14 protein-coding genes and 1 riboswitch are annotated in these 18,871 nt (G+C 38.6%); of the genes, 6 read left to right on the plus strand and 8 right to left on the minus strand.

Annotated elements, in window-relative coordinates; genetic code table 11:
- Window positions 1-363: 363 nt before the first annotated feature.
- Window positions 364-2,442: a potassium channel family protein gene (locus tag ACM0OX_RS22395; RefSeq protein ID WP_414517180.1), complete on the minus strand. Its 2,079-nt coding sequence runs from the start codon at window positions 2,440-2,442 to the stop codon at window positions 364-366.
- A gap of 92 nt (window positions 2,443-2,534) precedes the next feature.
- Window positions 2,535-2,619: riboswitch (Fluoride riboswitch) on the plus strand.
- A 95-nt stretch (window positions 2,620-2,714) separates the two neighbouring features.
- Between ACM0OX_RS22395 and ACM0OX_RS22400 the strand changes: the two genes are divergently transcribed.
- The 3 genes from ACM0OX_RS22400 to ACM0OX_RS22410 all read left to right on the plus strand — a co-directional run bounded on the left by ACM0OX_RS22400 (window position 2,715) and on the right by ACM0OX_RS22410 (window position 6,060).
- The gene (locus ACM0OX_RS22400) at window positions 2,715-4,043 is read left to right on the plus strand and encodes a voltage-gated chloride channel family protein (protein WP_414517181.1); all 1,329 of its coding nucleotides are present in this window, start codon (window positions 2,715-2,717) and stop codon (window positions 4,041-4,043) included.
- Between the two features lie 219 nt (window positions 4,044-4,262).
- Window positions 4,263-5,453, plus strand: coding sequence for an AAA family ATPase (locus ACM0OX_RS22405; protein WP_414517183.1), 1,191 nt, complete (start codon window positions 4,263-4,265; stop codon window positions 5,451-5,453).
- A complete protein-coding gene (locus tag ACM0OX_RS22410) occupies window positions 5,446-6,060 on the plus strand; it encodes an RloB family protein (RefSeq protein WP_414517184.1) in 615 nt (204 codons plus the stop codon). The genes ACM0OX_RS22405 and ACM0OX_RS22410 overlap by 8 nt, the downstream gene beginning before the upstream one ends.
- A gap of 61 nt (window positions 6,061-6,121) precedes the next feature.
- Here ACM0OX_RS22410 and ACM0OX_RS22415 read toward each other — a convergent pair whose 3' ends face one another.
- The 4 genes from ACM0OX_RS22415 to ACM0OX_RS22430 form a co-directional block, all read right to left on the minus strand.
- Window positions 6,122-6,760, minus strand: a complete 639-nt coding sequence (locus tag ACM0OX_RS22415) for a Uma2 family endonuclease (protein ID WP_414517185.1) — start codon at window positions 6,758-6,760, stop codon at window positions 6,122-6,124.
- Window positions 6,761-6,882: 122 nt separating this feature from the next.
- Window positions 6,883-8,118: an LL-diaminopimelate aminotransferase gene (locus ACM0OX_RS22420; RefSeq protein WP_414517186.1), complete on the minus strand. Its 1,236-nt coding sequence runs from the start codon at window positions 8,116-8,118 to the stop codon at window positions 6,883-6,885.
- Between the two features lie 156 nt (window positions 8,119-8,274).
- On the minus strand, window positions 8,275-9,630 hold the full coding sequence (locus ACM0OX_RS22425) for an NAD(P)/FAD-dependent oxidoreductase (RefSeq protein ID WP_414517188.1): 1,356 nt from the start codon (window positions 9,628-9,630) through the stop codon (window positions 8,275-8,277).
- Window positions 9,631-9,864: 234 nt separating this feature from the next.
- Window positions 9,865-10,785: a DUF4349 domain-containing protein gene (locus ACM0OX_RS22430; RefSeq protein WP_414517190.1), complete on the minus strand. Its 921-nt coding sequence runs from the start codon at window positions 10,783-10,785 to the stop codon at window positions 9,865-9,867.
- A gap of 374 nt (window positions 10,786-11,159) precedes the next feature.
- On the opposite strand from ACM0OX_RS22430, the gene ilvC reads away from it, so the two are divergent.
- Entirely contained in the window at window positions 11,160-12,155 is a 996-nt protein-coding gene (gene ilvC / locus ACM0OX_RS22435; RefSeq protein ID WP_094351210.1) for a ketol-acid reductoisomerase, read from the plus strand.
- 875 nt (window positions 12,156-13,030) lie between these two features.
- Here the strand turns inward: ilvC and ACM0OX_RS22440 are convergent.
- Both ACM0OX_RS22440 and ovoA read right to left on the minus strand, forming a co-directional pair.
- Window positions 13,031-13,882 (minus strand): sterol desaturase family protein, encoded by an 852-nt coding sequence (locus tag ACM0OX_RS22440; RefSeq protein ID WP_414517191.1) that lies wholly within the window; start codon window positions 13,880-13,882, stop codon window positions 13,031-13,033.
- 38 nt (window positions 13,883-13,920) lie between these two features.
- Window positions 13,921-15,258 (minus strand): 5-histidylcysteine sulfoxide synthase, encoded by a 1,338-nt coding sequence (ovoA, locus tag ACM0OX_RS22445; protein ID WP_414517192.1) that lies wholly within the window; start codon window positions 15,256-15,258, stop codon window positions 13,921-13,923.
- Window positions 15,259-15,789: 531 nt separating this feature from the next.
- Between ovoA and ACM0OX_RS22450 the strand changes: the two genes are divergently transcribed.
- Both ACM0OX_RS22450 and ACM0OX_RS22455 read left to right on the plus strand, forming a co-directional pair.
- Complete coding sequence (locus tag ACM0OX_RS22450; protein WP_414517193.1) at window positions 15,790-16,827, plus strand: glycerophosphodiester phosphodiesterase; 1,038 nt, start codon at window positions 15,790-15,792, stop codon at window positions 16,825-16,827.
- Window positions 16,828-16,862: 35 nt separating this feature from the next.
- Window positions 16,863-18,002 (plus strand): DUF3466 family protein, encoded by a 1,140-nt coding sequence (locus tag ACM0OX_RS22455; protein ID WP_414517195.1) that lies wholly within the window; start codon window positions 16,863-16,865, stop codon window positions 18,000-18,002.
- A 153-nt stretch (window positions 18,003-18,155) separates the two neighbouring features.
- On the opposite strand, the gene ACM0OX_RS22460 is transcribed toward ACM0OX_RS22455, so the two are convergent.
- The gene (locus ACM0OX_RS22460) at window positions 18,156-18,851 is read right to left on the minus strand and encodes an SAM-dependent methyltransferase (protein WP_414517196.1); all 696 of its coding nucleotides are present in this window, start codon (window positions 18,849-18,851) and stop codon (window positions 18,156-18,158) included.
- Window positions 18,852-18,871: the final 20 nt, after the last annotated feature.

The raw sequence follows: 18,871 nt of genomic DNA on the forward strand, positions 1-18,871 counted from the left end.
AACCCCCCTTAAAAAAGCTATCCATTAGTCACATCTTTCTTTACAATCTTGAAACCTATGCTCTATAGCCGTCTTAGACACTGAATAGTTAGGCATACTTGACAAATTCGCTTTTAATATTCTCGCTAAAACTGCGTTTTTATTGAGAATAAACAACGAACCAATAAGGGTTATAAAAGCCTGAGTGAATACTCTCACGAATGTTAAGAAAGATCCGGGTAATGGATAGTAAAAAAGGGGGAACCAGAGTCAAAGTCCCCCTTTTTAAGGGGGATTTAGGGGGATCTAAAACTTTTTGCTACCAACAACAAGACTTTTCAAACATCCTCTAATACCCAGTACCCAGTACCCAGTCCCTAATCCCTAATCCCCTGTATCCTCAACGAATGATTTCAACCGGGCTGTAACTCTTAATTTACTAAGTCTTCTTACTAGTAGCAGAGCTTGTTGTTTATATAATGCCGTTGGTAGCAGTCCAGGTAAATTATGCATTAACTCTCTAGCTGTGCCAATATTACATCCCGATATTATACTTATTTCATTTGCACCATCAAAAATAGCATCTTGAGCTAAAACTTTATCGATTTGTACTTGCCAAGTTCGAGGAAACATTTCACCTCGCTCAATCCGCTGGAGACTATTACTATTTGCTAGAACAATCAGGCGATCGCCAATAGCAAGTTGTGTATGATCGGCAGGCATTAACTTAACAGGCGATCGCTTAAGACTTTGATATAAAATTGGTACAACTCCATAACCATAAGCAACCTCAGCCAATAGTAATCCATTCAGTGTATCTCCAGCCTCAATCATGTACTCTACTACCAAAATAGTTTGAGTATCGAAGTTAAACAAGCTGAGAATATTTTCTCCAAAAGCCGCAGCCGCAAATACTTCCGCTGAAATAGCAGAGGTGCAAATAACTTGAGCATAAGGAAACAACCGTGCTACATTATCACGAAAATATTGGTCGTAAGTCCGAATAATCACACGAGTTGTAGGACTCTTAGCGTATGCCATCAAAGCTATTTCCAGATTCTCCATATCATCATCTGTAACGACAACGACACTTTTACTATTAGCAAGATTTACCTTGCCTAGAGCATCGGCAATATTATCAATAATCAGTGGTATTTTGTTGAGAAAATCGGCGTTTAGTGCTGTGCTGCTAATACCTACTAAAGGTTGCTTGAATTCTTGTAATAAAGCCGCGACTCGCTGGCCAACTCGATTTAATCCAATAAGTATAACGTGGTCTTTTTGAGGAATTGATGGCTGGTAACTATTGAAAAACTGAAACCTTGAACTTAACAAAGTATCAGTTAGCAACGCATATAAAACCCCAACAAAACCTATACCCGTTAAAGTTAGTGCGAGACTAAACAATCGTAACCAACCTGGCATATTTTGCGCTGGATCTGGTGGCGTTTTAAAATTTACACCGCCAAATATATCTCCGTATCCTCCTAAAAGCAAGACAGCAATAGCATAAAATGCTTCTATTATATTAGTTCCAGGATAATTTAAGATATAGATAATTGTTCCAAAAAACCAAAGAAAAAGTACTGTAAGTCCACAGATAATTGCCACGCGCAAACTCTGATAATGATAGAATGTTCGTGAAATATATGCTATTTTCTGTTTGAAATTATTCCAAGCTTTCTCTAATACAATCTCTTGCCATAACTGCTGCCAGTTGTATTGACGCACAGTAGCAAGTTGCTTCAAACTTTTAACTTGCTCTGTGACTTCGATATAAATAATCGTATCACCTGGGTGTAACCTCGCTTCTGGTTCCCACTGATGAAATTCTTTAGGCAAGGGAGATGAATCATTAGCGTGATTTAATACCCGACGATATAAGGTATTTAGTTCATATATACGCCATTTATTGCCCCAATTATCACTCGTTTTAATCTGACGCTTTACTACCCGAAATTGGCGTTCCTCCAGTTGGAAATATCCGAGATTATCATCTCCAAGGGCTGCAACAGCAAAGCCAGAAGCAGAAATTTGATTCGGTTCAAAGGCAATAAAATTACCAAGTGTTTGACTTAAAAGTTCATTGAGATTTTGTTTGTCAGAACGTACAACTAGGCGAACTTGAGGATTTGAAAGCCTCGCTGCAAAGGCCGCTTCTATATTTACCCGTTCATTACCAGTGACTAAAAGTACAGTTCGGCACTGAGAAATATTTGCTTGTTCTAAAATACTGGTTTGACGGCAATCTCCGATTAATAACTGTTCTAATAAACTTGATAAATTTGATACCTGCAAATTTTTGGGTTGTTCTAGATCGATAGCATTGACAATAGCACCATACTCTTTCAAGACTGCAACACAATGCTGACCCAAACTTCCTAGCCCACAAACTAAAAATCGATCTAGTTTTGTCTGAGAATCTTTAACAGGCTGAGAATTAGTTTCTGATGATGGCAGCATATAATACCGCCAATGATACACATTATTTATCTATATCGTAGAATACCAAAGATATTGAGCCACAGCAAAAATGGTATTATTAATTTGATTAAACTATCAACGGCGATGGAGCTCGCCAAAACCGCCTTTCCAGCGCGATAAACTCTCTTCTGGAAGGCTGATGGCTCCTACTTTCCTTGCTGACTGCGGGAGAGTAGGGCTTGGCTAAATGCATTACCTGACTCCCCTGTAGAAAGTATTTGTCTACAAATCGCACTTCAAGGAGTCATGGTATGAAACACTTTCGTCAGTTTGAACCATTTATTGCGTTACCTCATCTAATCAAGTGGTTGCCTATTTCCTTTGTCGTTGGCATTCTTGCTGGAACTGCCTCTGCGGCTCTTTTAGCATCATTAGAATGGGCAACTGATTGGCGGGAATCACATCGCTGGATTATCGCCTTGCTTCCCCTTGGCGGCTTCTTGAGTGGTTGGATTTATCATCAATTTGGGCGGACTGTAGAAGCTGGAAATAACCTTTTACTGGAAGAAATTCATAATCCTAAAAATATTATTCCCTTCCGTATGGCTCCTCTAGTTTTACTAGGAACAGACCTGACGCATTTTTTTGGTGGTTCAGCCGGTCGTGAAGGGACAGCATTACAAATGGGTGCTTCTTTGGCAGACCAGTTAACTAAAATATTGCGTTTTCAAGGGGCTAATCGGCGAATTCTCTTAACAGCAGGTATCAGTGGAGGATTCGCTTCAGTTTTCGGTACTCCCTTAGCTGGAACCGTATTTGGTCTAGAAGTTTTAGCAATTGGGAAGATTCATTATGATGCTCTTTTTCCTTCTTTAATTGCTGCGATCGTTGGAAATCAAGTCACCTTACTATTAGGTTTACATCATACCGCATACCGACACGCTCCCTCTATACCGACGCTCACAATTTGGGGATTGATTTCTGCCATTATCGCAGGTGCAATTTTTGGAATTGTCGCAAGATTTTTTGCGAAAGTAACTCACCAAATTAGCCACTTATTTAAAACAAAAATATCTTATCCTCCAATGCGTCCTTTTATCGGCGGTGCAATGATAGGAGTAATTGTTGGATTGAGTGGTACAACCAAATACATTGGGCTTGGTATTCCAACTATTGTTGATTCTTTTTTCACTCAGTTACCTCCTTGGGATTTTGCTGCAAAATTAGGTCTGACTGCTTTAACTTTAGGAGCAGGTTTTAAAGGAGGAGAAGTGACACCTTTATTTTTTATTGGTGCAACTTTAGGTAATGCTTTATCGTTGCTTTTAGCATTACCTGCACCACTCTTAGCAGGAATGGGATTTGTGGGTGTATTTGCAGGTGCAGCAAATACACCTATAGCATCCACATTAATGGGAATTGAACTATTTGGTCTGGAATCGGGGGTATTTATTGGTATTGGCTGTATAGTGAGCTATTTATTTTCAGGTCATTCAGGAATTTACTCTGCACAGCGTATCGGGTTGAGCAAATACTCTGCTATATATTTAGAAGAAGGGGTGACTTTGGCTAATTATGGGCAACCAAAAATTGATTTACCTGATGATAGAGAAGAAGGAGGAAGTAATTCTCAGAAATAATTTATTGATTGCATAAATCGATAATTGGGAAAGTGTATAGTTTACCGCTGTAGGCATCACATAGTCAGAGTAGCCATATTTTATGTGCGATAACCGCTATGCTTAACTTATATATTTGCGATCGTTTCACAAATATGCTGTTTAGGATAAAAAGTTACTATGCTCATAGAGTTTAGTATTGGTAATTACCGATCCTTTAAGGATAAAGTAACCTTTAGTATGGTGGCTGCCAATATTGTTGCCAAAGAAAAGGAACTTGATGAAAACAACGTTTTTGCAATAGACGATGATCTAAAATTACTCAAAAGTGCTGCAATTTATGGTGCTAATGCCAGTGGCAAAAGTAATCTTGCGAAAGCTTTGAGCTTCATGAAGTGGTTTATGATTAATTCCTCTAAGGAAACTCAAAGTACAGAAAAAATAGGAGTTGAGCCATTTGAGCTAAGTACAGAAACTGAAGCACAACCATCTTTTTTTGAAATTGTGTTTCTATTAGATGCTACAAAGTATATATATGGGTTTCAAGCTAATCAAAAAAGAGTTATTTCTGAGTGGCTATCTTACGTTCCTAACACAAGGAAAACTCCTCTTTTTGAGCGAGTTTCTGAAGGGAATTCGCGTAAGCTAAAATATCTATCTAAAAAGTTTAAAGCTCAGGGTATTTACCCAAAAACTAGGAGTAATGCACTTTTTCTATCAGTAGCTGCTCAATTTAATGTTGAAATAGCTGAGAGAATACTAGATTGGCTTACAAAAAAAGTAAATATAGTTTCAGGTTTAGATGATCAAGAGCATTTGATTCATACAGTAAGTTATTTAGCCAGGAATAATGATAATAAATCAGAAATAATTCAGTTAATTAAACAACTAGATTTAGGTATTAAACAAATAAGAATAAAGCAAGCAGAAATTATTCCTATAGAACAAAGCTCTTATCATTTTAAAACAGAAAATTTAATTAAGACAGGGCATCAAAAATTTGACAAAAAAGGTAATTATGTTTCTATAAAGTTCTTCGATTTAGAAAATCAAGAGTCGGAGGGAACTAAAAAAATAATTTCTATTGCTGGACTTTTGGTAGATACTCTTAAATATGGCAAAATTTTGATATTTGATGAATTGGATGCGAGACTTCACCCGCTAATCAGTAAAGCAATTGTTGAATTATTTAACTCCAAAAAGACAAATTCTAATAATGCACAACTAATATTTATGACTGATGACACCAATTTGCTTAGTAATAAAATCTTTCGGAGAGATCAGATTTGGTTTACTGAGAAAAACAAATATGGTGCTACAGATTTATATTCCTTAGTTGAATATAAAATACGGAATGATGCCTCTTTTGAAAGTGACTATCTTAAAGGCAGATATGGTGCTATTCCATTTATTGGTGAGCCTAATGCCTAGAAATAATTCAAGGAGATCATCATCTCGTGGATATACCGATAGAAAAGTTGAAACAAGAGAACTTAGGCAAATATTTTTAATTGTTTGTGAAGGTGAAAAAACCGAGCCAAATTACTTCATGAGCTTTCGCGTTTCCACGACTGTGAAGAAAATTGATGTTAAAGGATTTGGATACAATCCAAGTAAACTAGTACAAGAAGCTAAAGAATTAAAAGCTCAAGGAGATTACGATCAAATTTGGTGCGTATTTGATAGGGATGATTGGCCTAAGCAAGATTTTAACAACGCCATTGCAAACGCTGAAAGAGAAGGTTTTAAAGTTGCTTATTCTAATGAAGCTTTTGAGTTATGGTATGTATTGCATTTTGAGTTTTTAAATACTGGACTTCCTCGCAAGGATTACATCGATAAATTAGAGAAATTGCTTGGATACAAATATAAAAAAAATAGTGCAACCATCTATGAAGAAATAGAAAATCGGCAATCTACTGCCATCAAACACGCTAAAAGTCTTCTCAAGCAATATAACCCTTCTAATCCAGAAAGTGATAATCCTTCAACAACAGTACATCTTTTAGTTGAGGAGCTAAACAAATTTATTCGATAATGCTTATCTTTGAGATTAAATTAATTATTTTTATACCATCCGGCAGCTACTTTATTATTTACTAAACCATCGCTTCCAATTCTTCTAAAGCTTGAAAACTTCCTACTTGCCAACTACGTTCCACCGCAGCAGGGATAATTTGAGTAATAGCTATATCTTCAAAATTATGACTGGTATTAGATTTTATGTATTTCCCATCTCTCAGCAAATAAATAGAAAGACTCCCACTATCGTAAACCCATAATTCTGGGACTCCAATAGCTTCATAAGCATCAAGAGTAGTTTTTGATGTTACATCAGTCTCAATCGCTAAATCTGGCGGCGGATCATCAGGTTGCAAGCGGCGATGGCCAATCATTTGTTGATAATTCTGAATGTAAAAGCAAGCATCAGGTTCAACTCCTGCTACACCTTGTCGTTTAAAGGTGGTGGAACCAAAAGGTTGATATCTGATATCTTTAGCTTTCAGCAATATTTTGACAATATCAGAAATTAAATCTTTGGGAATTTCATGGTCTGGTAAAGGAGCCATAATTTCTAAAGTACCCTGGCTGTAGGCAATTCGTGTAGTTCTTTTTTCTCCCAATTCTTGTAATATAGATTCAAATTCTTCCCAGCTAACATCTGGAATTGTCACCGTGCTACCAGGTGCTAACTGCATCTGGCTAACAGGTTTAAAAACGGGGATGGCAGAAGTCATAACCAGAATACAAGTAAGCTGATTTTTAATAATTATCTATCAGGTTGCGGTGGATAATATAGCCCACCGTAACCTTTAGATTAATAGAATGAGTTTAACAAAAGCAGCTAAAAGCGATCGCTCTACACTTTAAACTTTTCTGCAATCCGCTTCATCGCCTCTTCCACATTCTCCCGGCTGTTAAACGCCGAAATGCGGAAGTAACCTTCACCCGCAGCACCAAAGCCAGAACCAGGTGTCCCGACAACGTTGACATTTTGCAGCAGCTTATCAAAGAATTCCCAACTGGATAAACTATTAGGCGTTTTTACCCAAACGTAAGGTGCATTCACACCACCATAAACTGATAATCCTGCGGCTGTGAGTTTCTCGCGGATAATTTTGGCGTTTTCTAAATAGAAACTCACCAATCCTTTGATTTGCGCTTGTCCTTCTTCAGAGTAAACCGCTTCGGCTCCTCGTTGGACGATGTAAGAAACACCGTTGAATTTGGTAGACTGGCGACGATTCCAGAGTTTCCATAGTTCGACATCGGAACCATCGGCGGCTTTTGCTGTGAGTGTCTTCGGTACTACGGTTAACGCGCAACGAGTTCCTGTAAAACCTGCATTCTTGGAGAAAGACCGAAATTCGATCGCAACTTCTCTTGCACCTTCAATTTCATAAATTGAGTGAGGAATCGACGGATCGGTAATATAAGCTTCGTAGGCTGCATCAAAGAAAATAATTGAGTTATTAGCTTTGGCATAGTCTACCCATGCTTTGAGATATTCCTTAGTAGCAGTTGCGCCAGTGGGGTTATTGGGAAAGCAGAGATAAATTAAATCAACTTTCTTTGAGGGAATTTCGGCGGTGAAGTTGTTATCAGCCGTAATTGGTAGATAAACTAAACCCTCAAATTCGCCTTTATCGTTGGCATCCCCAGTATTTCCCACCATAACGTTGGTGTCTACATACACGGGATAAACTGGGTCAGTTACGGCAATTATATTGTCATGACCAAAGATTTCTAGAATGTTGCCTGTGTCGCACTTGGAACCATCGGAGATAAAGATTTCTGAGGCATCTATATCGGCTCCCTGTGCTTGGAAATCTTGAGTAGCAATTTTTTCCCGCAACCATGCGTAGCCTTGCTCAGGGCCGTAGCCTTTGAAGGTATTGCGATCGCCCATTTCTTCCACAGCTTTAATCATCGCTGTGCGGCAAGCCTCTGGCAGCGGTTCGGTGACATCGCCAATGCCCAAACGGATGATTTTAGCATCAGGATTTGCTTCTGCAAAGACATTCACCCGCCGAGCAATTTCTGGAAACAGATAACCCGCTTTCAGCTTCAGGTAGTTGTCGTTAATAGTTGCCATTATGTAGATTATGAAAAAACGCCCTCAAATAGCTTACTGCTAATTTATGAGGGCGATAACTTTGTTATGGAGAGTGAAGAAGGGAATAGGGTAAAGGTTACAGGGTACAGATTATTCCCTATCACCTGCTACCTGTCACCTATCACCTCTTCCCAATTAGACATTTACCGGCTGTTTATTCTCAGCTGAATAATTGTTGCGATCGCTAATTACAAACTCCGTGATGGTTTCTCTTCCTGTAATCAATCTTGCTCCACGATTACGGGTGAAATAGCTCCATGCCCACTGAATCATTACTACTAATTTGTTGTTAAATTCAATTAAGAAGTAGATGTGAATAAATAGCCAAAACAGCCATGCAACGAAACCTTTCAGCTTGGTAAAGCCCAAATCTACCACAGCAGAATTGTGCCCAATCATCGCCAAACTACCATGATCGGTATAAGCAAAGGGTGGTAAATTTTTACCTGCAAGCCGCTTTTGGACTAATGCTGCTACATATTCACCTTCTTGCTTCGCTACAGGTGCAACACCAGGTAGGGGTTTACCATTTTGATGAGAAAAATTTGCTAAGTCGCCAACTACAAAAATATTGGGATGTCCCTTAATACTCAAGTCAGGTTCAACGATAATCCGTCCAGCGCGATCGCACTCAGCACCTGTGCGTTCTGCTAGCACTTTTCCCATTGCGGAAGCTTTTACACCTGCTGCCCATAATACCGTTTTTGAAGCAATTTCTTTAACTTCTTCGCCTTGTTTGAGGCTAACAGTATCATTTTCAATATTCGTTACCAGTGTTTTTGTCTGCACAATCACCCCTAAGCGCGTCAAGGATGCTTCCGCTTCTTGTGATAACTCTGGTGCAAAGGGTGGCAAAATCCGATCCAAACCTTCTAATAGCAAAATCTTCGCTTCTGAGGTGTCAATGTTGCGGAAATCTTCTTTGAGAGTTTGGTTTGCCAATTCTGCGATCGCACCAGCTAACTCTACACCTGTTGGGCCGCCACCCACAATTACAAAAGTTAACCAAGCACGACGTTTTTCTGGATCGGTTTCATTTTCTGCGGCTTCAAAGGCTGAAAAAATCCGGCTACGCATTTCTATGGCATCTTCTACAGTTTTCAAGCCGGGGGCGAATTCTTCCCAGTTATCTTTGCCAAAGTAGGAATGCTTCGCACCTGTGGCGACAATTAACGTATCGTAAGCTATTGCTTCGTCGCCCACAATCACTTGTTTTGATTGTGGATCGATATTATTCACCTCTCCCAGCAGCACTTTCGTATTCTTGCTCTTGCTGAGGACAGAACGCAACGGTGAGGAGATATCAGCAGGAGATAGCGCACCTGTGGCGACTTGATATAAAAGGGGTTGAAATAGATGAAAGTTACGTTTATCAATCAGAGTAACGTTTACTGCCGCTTTGGCGAGTGTTTTTGCTGCATAAAGTCCACCAAAACCACCGCCAACAATAACAACTTGATGGGGTGGATTATTGTCAAGTGAATTTACCATAAGAAATATTATCGCGTATGCCGACTATTGTAACTATTCTTAACAGATTTGTATCAAAATTGTCATCATATATTTTGTATTGCTCTTTACATTTGAAAAAGTATTAAAGTAATTGAGACTACAGGATAAACAAAATTTTTTAAGAGAAAGGTACAGACAATAAGAGTTTGGAATCTTTCAATCCCTCTTTATCTGTGTAGATTTATCAAAGGTAGATGTAGAATTTATGCAAGTTTAGTCAGAACTAGTTGACTCTGGTGTTTGTGGCAAACGTGGTAAATGAGTTCGCCGCCAACGCCTAAAGCCATAGATAAGAGCAACAAAAATTAACAAATAGGGGCTGTAAACAATTAACCAAATACCCAGTTTAAGTAAGCCAACGGAAAATGCACTCAAAGAATGGGTAGAGTTATTCCAAGTTTCCTTAACTTGCAAACCCAAGGCAGGTTGGGGACTGGTACTAGAAACTGCTGCTTCTAGGTTCAGCGTGATAGTGGAATAAGCAACTTGATTTTGTAAGCTTTTTAGTTGGGCATCAATTTGTTCTATGGTTTGGCGGACATTACTCAATTCTTGGGCAACACTAAGCACATCTCTGACAGAACCAGCCCGATCCATAATTTTTTGCAAATTAGCTTCAGTTTTTTGTAAATTGGTTAATCTGGCTTGAAAATCCACCAGGCGATCGCCTACATCCTCGGCAGTGATATTACGACTCTCGACAGTGCCCAATTTAGCTAGTTGTTCTAGGGTAGGTTCTAGCCGATCCTCTGGTATCCGCAATTGGATTGTTGCTGTGTAACGCGGGTTGTCATTTTTAGGTTGTTGTTGTTTCAACCCGATTAAATCTCCTTGCTGTTGATTGATAATTTGCGAAACAGCATCAACAGTCTTATCTACAGAGTTGACAGTCAAAGAGATTGCTGCCTTTTTGATCAGTTGGGGACGAGAACGGTTTATTGGTGCAGTTTCCGCCTTTTGGGAAATACTGCTTTCACGAGCAGATAATTGATTTACCGCGCCATTGGCTGCAATTTGAGGTGCAGCCTTATTTGCCGTCTGTTCGGAAGAGGCGCAACTGGTGAAAATCAATCCTCCCAATAACGCACTTATAAATAAAGCAGATGTGCGCGGTAATTTCGTCGCAGTATACATAATCTACCCCTAGATAGATGAAGTTAACCCCAGTATTACTGAATAAAAATTCAAAACCTGGATTGTTGCGATTTATGTAACAGGATTGGGCATTGGGCATAGTTATTTGTTGCCCCTCTGGCGGGGTTAAAGAACGAACCGCAGAGGCACAGAGAACACAGAGAGAAGGAGAAAAAAATTCTAAAGGTTTTATGAGCATCTCTTTTTTTCTCTGACTCTGTGCCCTCTGCGCCTCTGTGGTTCGTTGTTTCCCCTTCAAACTTCACTTGAAACGGATAAATTCAATGGCTCATAGTTCATCTGTGTTACTCAATTTGAGGTACAATCGTAAGCCTGCCAATAAATGACGATGCTTGCTGACAGGAGATGCTTCTATGGCCCGGATGTACTATGACGAAGATGCCAATTTAGACCTTTTGGCTGGAAAAACTATTGCTATCATCGGCTATGGTTCTCAAGGTCATGCCCACGCTCTCAATCTCAAAGATAGTGGTTTGAATGTGATTGTGGGACTATATCCGGGTAGTAAGTCAGTAGCAAAAGCTGAAGCTGCTGGGTTAACTGTGAAGAATGTCGCAGATGCTGCCAATGCTGCTGATTTCATCATGATTTTGTTACCTGATGAAGTTCAAAAAACGATTTACAAAAACGAGATTGAACCAAATTTAGAAGAAGGGAATGTGTTAGCCTTTGCCCACGGCTTCAATATTCACTTTGGGCAAGTTGTACCACCAGATAATGTAGATGTGGTGATGGTAGCACCAAAAGGGCCGGGGCATTTGGTACGGCGGACTTATGAAGGTGGGGAAGGTGTCCCAGCGCTGTTTGCAGTTTATCAAGATGCTAGTGGTCAGGCACGCGATCGCGCCATGTCTTACGCTAAAGGTATTGGTGGTACTCGCGCTGGTGTTCTCGAAACTACTTTCCGCGAAGAAACCGAAACAGATTTATTTGGCGAACAAGCCGTATTGTGCGGTGGTTTGAGTGCTTTAATTAAAGCTGGATTTGAAACTTTAGTAGAAGCTGGTTATCAACCAGAATTGGCTTATTTTGAATGTCTGCATGAAGTCAAGCTGATTGTTGACTTGGTTGTGGAAGGTGGTTTAGCCAAGATGCGCGACAGCATTTCTAACACTGCTGAATATGGCGATTATACCCGTGGGCCGCGGATTGTCACCGAACAAACCAAAGCTGAAATGCAGAAGATTCTTAGCGAAATTCAATCTGGGCAATTTGCACGAGAATTCGTTCTCGAAAACCAAGCTGGTAAACCAGGATTTACCGCCATGCGTCGTAAAGAAGCTGAACACAAAATTGAGGAAGTTGGTAAAGATTTACGCGCTATGTTTAGCTGGTTGAAAAAGGCTTAAGCAAAACAAGGATCTGAATGTAGAGACGTTGCAATGTAACGTCTCTAGAATGATTTTTAAATTACGCAGAATTATTTTTCATGCCGCTATAGATATTATTTAGAATCCATAGATAGATGCATTCTAAATAATATCATTTGCTTAAGATTTTAAGATAATCTGCAATGTACTCTCCATAGCGATCGCGCAATATTTGTTCGCGGAATTACAAAAATAAGCAGTATTATTCCTTTGAAACGCAAGGTATTTTCAGGTGGCATCAAACTAATTTATTGAATAATGTTTCTTGACATCCATAGAAAATGCGATCGCATAGAGAATGTTGATTTTTCCTGTCCTGTTAGTGCCTTTAGAATCTAGAATTTTTAGTTGGTAAAGTTATACTAATCCGGTCAGCATAATTTCATATCTTTTTCCATACTGCAATTAAAAGGTAAAGGAAGTTCAGATTAATCCAATCTAAACTGTACCATTAACTGTGTTATGTTTAGAATTTATGATTATTTAAAATCCGGTAGTAAGAAAAATCCTATCATTAGGTGGGTAGCGATAATATAATTCCAAACGTAAGGAAGTTAGGACTTACGCAAAAACCCTCTCAAACTCTCATTCCTCCGTGAACTCTGCGCCCTCTGTGGTTCGTTTTCCGTTACCCGTGCGTAAGTCCTAGAAGTATCTCGATCGGGGCGTTCGATAATATCATTATTTTGTCATTTTGGGAGGCATCCCAAAGACAAAACTTAGTTGATTGCCTAATTTACCTAAATCTGCTAATAATGCCGTAATTGCTCAACTCCAGATATCTGCATGAGAACCTTGAGGCAATACTGTTCGGTTAAGACAAGAGACGCGATGAATCGCCGTCTTTACAAGAATTACATTTTTTCGGTGTCATTATTCATAGATGACTGAATAGTTATATGCTCGATAAAACTCACGGGAAACATAATTCCCGGCTTCTTGGTAGGAGGATTCAGTGTGTTAAATATTCTGTCCCAGAATCCCTGAATACCATAGTTTCCATTAAAACAAGTGTGATGAAGATCGTGGAAATCTGATGGAATGAAAAATACTGACAAAGAACTATGACCTTCTAAGTTGTAAGCATTGCCTATAATGCTCCATGCACACAATTGAGTGATGTCATATCCAAATATAAAAATAGGTAAAACATCAGCGATCGCAACAATAATATATTCAACCAAACTCTTGTGTCCAGCAACAAAACTTGATGAGTCACGAAACTCATGATGTTTAAGATGGATTTTCTGCAAGAATCTTGTGTGCAAGAGACGATGAGCAACATAAAAACAGAAATCAGCAGCAACTATTCTCATCAAGAACCATCCAAAGTTTAAGAGTAAGCTATTTCCTCTATGAACCTCTGGAGCTAGATATAGAATAATTAATGCTGATAGAAAAGCTTTAATTTCTCCTGTTATGATGCCTTGGACAGTAAAAGAAGGAAATGGTTGATTTTTAACTGTCTTGACTCTTGCAGTCAGCTTATCTCTTAAAACATCGTTATTTTTGATTCCTTTTTCAATGAAAATGCCAATACTATAAAATGAGATAGAACCAAGGAGCCAGTACAATAGCACCTGCGTTATCAAGTCGATCTCGATATTGTTTAACAGCAAATAAAATACCTGCTGAACAATCGTACAACTAATAGCGATCTTGAGATAGAATTCGATCTCAGAACAGAAATTCAAAAACTTTTGCATCTCTGTAACCTTATAGTATGTGACTGAGGCATATTCTATTAATCTTTCATATCTTGAACAATCCGAAAACCAGCATGTTGATAAAAATTGGGACGGAACCAGTTGCGGTAATATTTTAAAGCTTCTGTACCATTAGTTATCCAACATCCTCCTAACATCATTTGATGTTTATCATCAAAAAATATTGCAGAATTATCTTCATAAAGAAAATGAGGTTGATATCCTGGAAGAGGGTTTAAGTTATTACTCAACCATTCCCAGACATTCCCACGTAAATCGCACAATCCCGAAGAGCTTTTGGCTGTTTCTAACATTCCAACGGGACTAGGTGAACCAAATTTTAAATTGAGATTATAATTTTCGACATCATCTAATGAACTATTACCATAAGTTGCTAAATGGTATTCTGGTTCACTCATTAAGCGAGTATCTTTACCTTGCCAACGACAATAAGCCATTGCTTCATAATGATTGACTTCCACAGGCCAGTCTAGAGGTAAGTCAATTTCATCAAACATGGCTCGATATTTGTAGCTACCATTTTCATGTAACCAAAATTTGGGACATTGAATATTGTATCGAGTTTTCCAATTCCAAGATTCTTCATCCCAATAGTCTTGATTTTCGTAACCACCAGCTTTGACAAAATAGATAAATTCGCCATTAGTAATCAAATATTTGCTGGCGAAAAAGGGTGCAACTTCAACAGTGCGATCGCCATAATCAATATCCCATCCATAAGTCGAATCATCTAAGGCTTTTCCGAGTTTTACTACTCCACCGGCGACTTCGAGCATTTCGTTCTGAGAAGTGTAACCATTAAAAGGAGCATATTGCCAATTTTGAGGACGTTTTACTCTCTCAATTGGTAATTGGCGAATTAACATCGAAGAAGTTTCAATGTGAATACGCTGGTGTTCAATCCCCATCATTAAAGCCCAAAGAGAATGATTGGGATGAATTGGCAGAGTAATTGGGGTTGTCTTAATTAGTTCGTAAATTACGGAATATGCTTGTTCTCGATACTCCCAAGTTTGTGAAACTTGCGGCCATTGCAAATGAGCGATCGCTGCATTCAATTCTTCTGGTTTTTCTGGATCTACTCCAATTTCAAACAAAATTTCATACTCTGGATTGAGGCGTTTTTCTAATAACCCTACCTGAATTAATTTATTGATGTAGAAAATTGCCGAATGTCCCAGGTAAAAAATTAGAGGATTTCTCAAAGGGTCAGGATTGAGATAAAATGTCTCTTCCCCAACTAGACTTTTCAATAATATATCTTCCAGTTGCCAAGCATTCTCAAAGTAATTGAGGATCGCTTGGTTGTTACAACTATCAAGTTTTGGAGGTTGAGCAGATTGTAGACTATTCACGATCTAATTCCTATTATTGAACAATGAAACAAATTAATTATCTATAAATCCGATTTCATTTCTGAATTTACTTGCATAGGTAAGGAACACGGAAGAAAAAAATAGATATATACTGAGTTTTTTGAAGAGACAAATATTAATCCTATAGGATGTGTTAAACACAATAGGATTAAAGGAGGGATCAAATAAGATTCTTAAATATGACAGATTTATTATTTAATAGCAATACTTATTGTTCGATATTAGTTTTTTAAATATTACTAAAACTTTATCGATTTAGTGTATTAACACCGTAGATTTGAATAATTAAATTATCAGCCAACAAGTCATTCAGTGTGAATGAACATAACTATATTATTAAATGTAAAGACTCTTGAAACTATTACTAATGAAAAATTACAACTATCTAAAGAGAGTTTTATTTGTCTTAATTTATTTAAAATTAAGTGAAAAATAATTGTAGGTTGAGTAGCAAAGCCCTCACTACAAACCTTTAATTGTTTACGTTGTCCTACTTAGGTGAGTAAAGTAATGACTACAACTTTGCAAGATACATCTCCAATTATCATTGCACACCGAGGTGCTAGCGGCTATCGTCCAGAACATACTTTAGCTGCTTATGAATTAGCGATCGCACTTGGGGCTGATTATATTGAACCTGATTTAGTTTCCACCAAAGATGGTATTTTAATTGCTCGTCACGAAAATGAGATTTCTGAAACCACCGACGTTGCAAGCCATGCAGAATTTGCTCATCTTCAAACCACTAAAATAATTGATGGCGAATCAAAAACTGGCTGGTTTACTGAAGACTTTACCCTAAGAGAACTGAAAACACTACGAGCCAAAGAGCGAATTCCCCAAGTGCGATCGCAAAATACCGCCTATGATGGACTTTTTGAAATCCCCACACTGCAAGAAATAATCGATTTAGTCAAGGTTAAAAGTGCCGAAATTAATCGGACGATTGGCATTTACCCAGAAACTAAGCACCCAACTTACTTTCAATCTATTGGGTTAGCCCTAGAAGCACCCCTACTTGCCACTTTAACAGCCAACGGTTATCAGGGAGCTAACGCACCTATTTTTATTCAGTCTTTTGAAGTAGGTAATTTACAAGATTTATCCACAAAGACTGATTTACCTCTAGTGCAATTGCTGAATAACAGTGGTAAACCTTATGATTTTGTCGTAAGTGGTTGCGTAGGCGTTGGCGTAGCCTCTCGTAGAGAAGCCCGCCGTAGGCATCGCACTTATGCAGATTTAGTTACTGCATCAGGCTTAAAAGAAATTGCCAAATATGCACAAGCGATAGGAATTCATAAAAATTTACTGGTTCCGAGAGACAACAATGGTAAATTGCGACCGCCTACATCTTTAGTTATAGATGCTCATGCGGCTAGTTTACTGGTTCATGTCTGGACTTTCCGCAATGAAGACTGTTTTTTGCCACTGGATTTTCAAGGAAATCCCCAAGGTGAATATGAACTATTTTTCAACTTAGGTGTTGATGGCGTATTTAGCGATTACCCTGATACGGCAGCTTGCCACTCTACTCTTCAGTGGTAATTTGGTAGGGTAATACAAAATCACAGAAAAGTAACATGGTTTTACTTAAGTGGAAATCCTGTATAGCAGCAATTACCTTCACTGCAATCAGTCTTGCTGTATCTAAGTCGGCATTGGCGGTATCTTTATACTCAGTCACTGACTTAGGTGCTCTTACGGGAGATGCCAATAGTTATGCTTCAGATATTAATGACTCAGGTGAGGTAGCCATTAATTCTTTATATAGTTCTAATTCTTTTTTTTACAGCAATGGTTCGCTCAAAACAATTAGTCCGTTGCCCGGTGATAATCAACTTGGAGTGGCTGATATCAATAACTTGGGGCAAGTAGTTGGTAATTCGGTTAATAGTAATAAATACACTGGAAATAACCCTTTCTTGTACAGCAATGGCCTCACCCAACCCCTCCCAATTCAAGATGCTATTCCTTATGCAATTAACGATCGCACCCAAGTAGTAGGGGGAGCAAGTACAGGGACTTTTTTGTACAGCGATGGTGTAACAACCACCATAGGAACTCCTGGTACAGTTGCTTACGGTTTAAATAACTTGGGACAAGCAGTAGGTATTCTCAATTCAGGAAGAGCTTTTCTATATGAAAACGGACAAACTACTAACTTGGGAACTTTGCCAGGTGACACCTACAGTCAAGCAAACGATGTTAATGACTTAGGACAAGTAGTTGGTAGTTCGGGACTCACTGGCGTAAATGATAGTCGTGCTTTTGTGTACAGTTCTAGCACAGGACTCCAAGACCTTGGTAGGTTACGTCCTACAGATTTGTTTAGTACTGGTTTGGGGATCAATAATTTGGGTCAAGTAGTCGGGTTTTCTGGCACTAACAATAACTTTTTTGCCGCAGATGGCAACGGTTTGCGGGCTTTTCTTTATAGCGATCAGACTCTGTACGACTTAAATAACCTGATTGCTCCTAGTTCAAAGGGTGGCTTTACCTTGACAGCGGCATCTGCCATTAATAATAATGGGCAAATTGTCGGTCGTGGTGCAGTTAATGGTGAATTACACGCCTTCCTGTTGACGCCAATCTCATCTGTCTCTGTAGCGGAACCAACTTCAGGCTTTCCTATTTTGTTGTTCGGTGCTGGTGTAATTTTATTTGCTGCATTTAAGCCCAAACCTCACTCTAAAAGTGCAGCCATACAACAAAGAAGTTAATGCAATAACTTCAGCCAGATAAAATGATTACTTGGGAATATGGATTTATAAAAATGCTCGTTGAAAATCTTTGAGGATATGTCTCGAAGCGTGGCTTAGAGACACATCTGTACTTTAGGCAAGGGATGACATCACTTAAGTTGTTCTTGATTTTCACAAACTAGTCATCACCTGAGCTAATTGATTAGATAAATCAATTACAGACTCCTGGTATTTTTTAAATAAAACACCAGCTAAAAAATAATAATCGCCAGAATAAAATGCCATCTGATTTTTTTGGAGTTTTTCGATGTGCTTCTTTACCTTGGGGTCAGAGCTATAGTAGCCGAACTGCAAAGGTAACACCATGAAGTTTTGAACATAATAACCATTTTCTTTTGCTATGTTCAACGTATTGATTGGATTAGAAAAGCTAGATATTAAAACCAACACATTTTCATAACCTAACGATAAAAGCTCATTGGTAATTGTGGCTCCATCTACACCCCCAAACAGAAGTGGCATATAAATATCGTTATCTGGTGCAGGGAGATAGGGCGGATTGGCTACAAGATACTCGGCATCAGGTTGAGAAGAATTAAACAAAGATGAATTGTGAATGATGTATTTATTAGTGAGATTGTATTCATCAATGGTTGAATTTGCAACTTTCCATGCAGAAGTATTTAATTCAAATCCCTGGATGACTCCATCAAACTTGTTTCTCAATAACGAATTAATTACAGGGCTGCCATCTCCTGAGCCAAACTCTACAATAGATTCAGAATTTTGGCAATTTCTAATCACAAAACTTTCTAAGCAATTTGAGTAGAAATTAGATTCTTCAGGACAAAAAAAGATATCTTTCATTTGACTGCAACTCAAAGTGT

The sequence above is a fragment of the Nostoc sp. PCC 9305 genome (genome assembly GCF_963920915.1).
Taxonomy (GTDB): domain Bacteria; phylum Cyanobacteriota; class Cyanobacteriia; order Cyanobacteriales; family Nostocaceae; genus Nostoc.

What these genes read in the sequence shown, in the direction of transcription:
- ilvC (WP_094351210.1), top strand. Translation starts at nt 11,160, where the DNA reads ATGGCCCGGATGTACTATGACGAAGATGCCAATTTAGACCTTTTGGCT.
- ACM0OX_RS22395 (WP_414517180.1), bottom strand. Translation starts at nt 2,442, where the DNA reads ATGCTGCCATCATCAGAAACTAATTCTCAGCCTGTTAAAGATTCTCAG.
- ACM0OX_RS22425 (WP_414517188.1), bottom strand. Translation starts at nt 9,630, where the DNA reads ATGGTAAATTCACTTGACAATAATCCACCCCATCAAGTTGTTATTGTT.
- ACM0OX_RS22400 (WP_414517181.1), top strand. Translation starts at nt 2,715, where the DNA reads ATGAAACACTTTCGTCAGTTTGAACCATTTATTGCGTTACCTCATCTA.
- ACM0OX_RS22420 (WP_414517186.1), bottom strand. Translation starts at nt 8,118, where the DNA reads ATGGCAACTATTAACGACAACTACCTGAAGCTGAAAGCGGGTTATCTG.
- ACM0OX_RS22440 (WP_414517191.1), bottom strand. Translation starts at nt 13,882, where the DNA reads ATGCAAAAGTTTTTGAATTTCTGTTCTGAGATCGAATTCTATCTCAAG.
- ACM0OX_RS22410 (WP_414517184.1), top strand. Translation starts at nt 5,446, where the DNA reads ATGCCTAGAAATAATTCAAGGAGATCATCATCTCGTGGATATACCGAT.
- ACM0OX_RS22415 (WP_414517185.1), bottom strand. Translation starts at nt 6,760, where the DNA reads ATGACTTCTGCCATCCCCGTTTTTAAACCTGTTAGCCAGATGCAGTTA.
- ACM0OX_RS22430 (WP_414517190.1), bottom strand. Translation starts at nt 10,785, where the DNA reads ATGTATACTGCGACGAAATTACCGCGCACATCTGCTTTATTTATAAGT.
- ACM0OX_RS22405 (WP_414517183.1), top strand. Translation starts at nt 4,263, where the DNA reads ATGGTGGCTGCCAATATTGTTGCCAAAGAAAAGGAACTTGATGAAAAC.
- ACM0OX_RS22460 (WP_414517196.1), bottom strand. Translation starts at nt 18,851, where the DNA reads ATGAAAGATATCTTTTTTTGTCCTGAAGAATCTAATTTCTACTCAAAT.
- ACM0OX_RS22450 (WP_414517193.1), top strand. Translation starts at nt 15,790, where the DNA reads ATGACTACAACTTTGCAAGATACATCTCCAATTATCATTGCACACCGA.
- ACM0OX_RS22455 (WP_414517195.1), top strand. Translation starts at nt 16,863, where the DNA reads ATGGTTTTACTTAAGTGGAAATCCTGTATAGCAGCAATTACCTTCACT.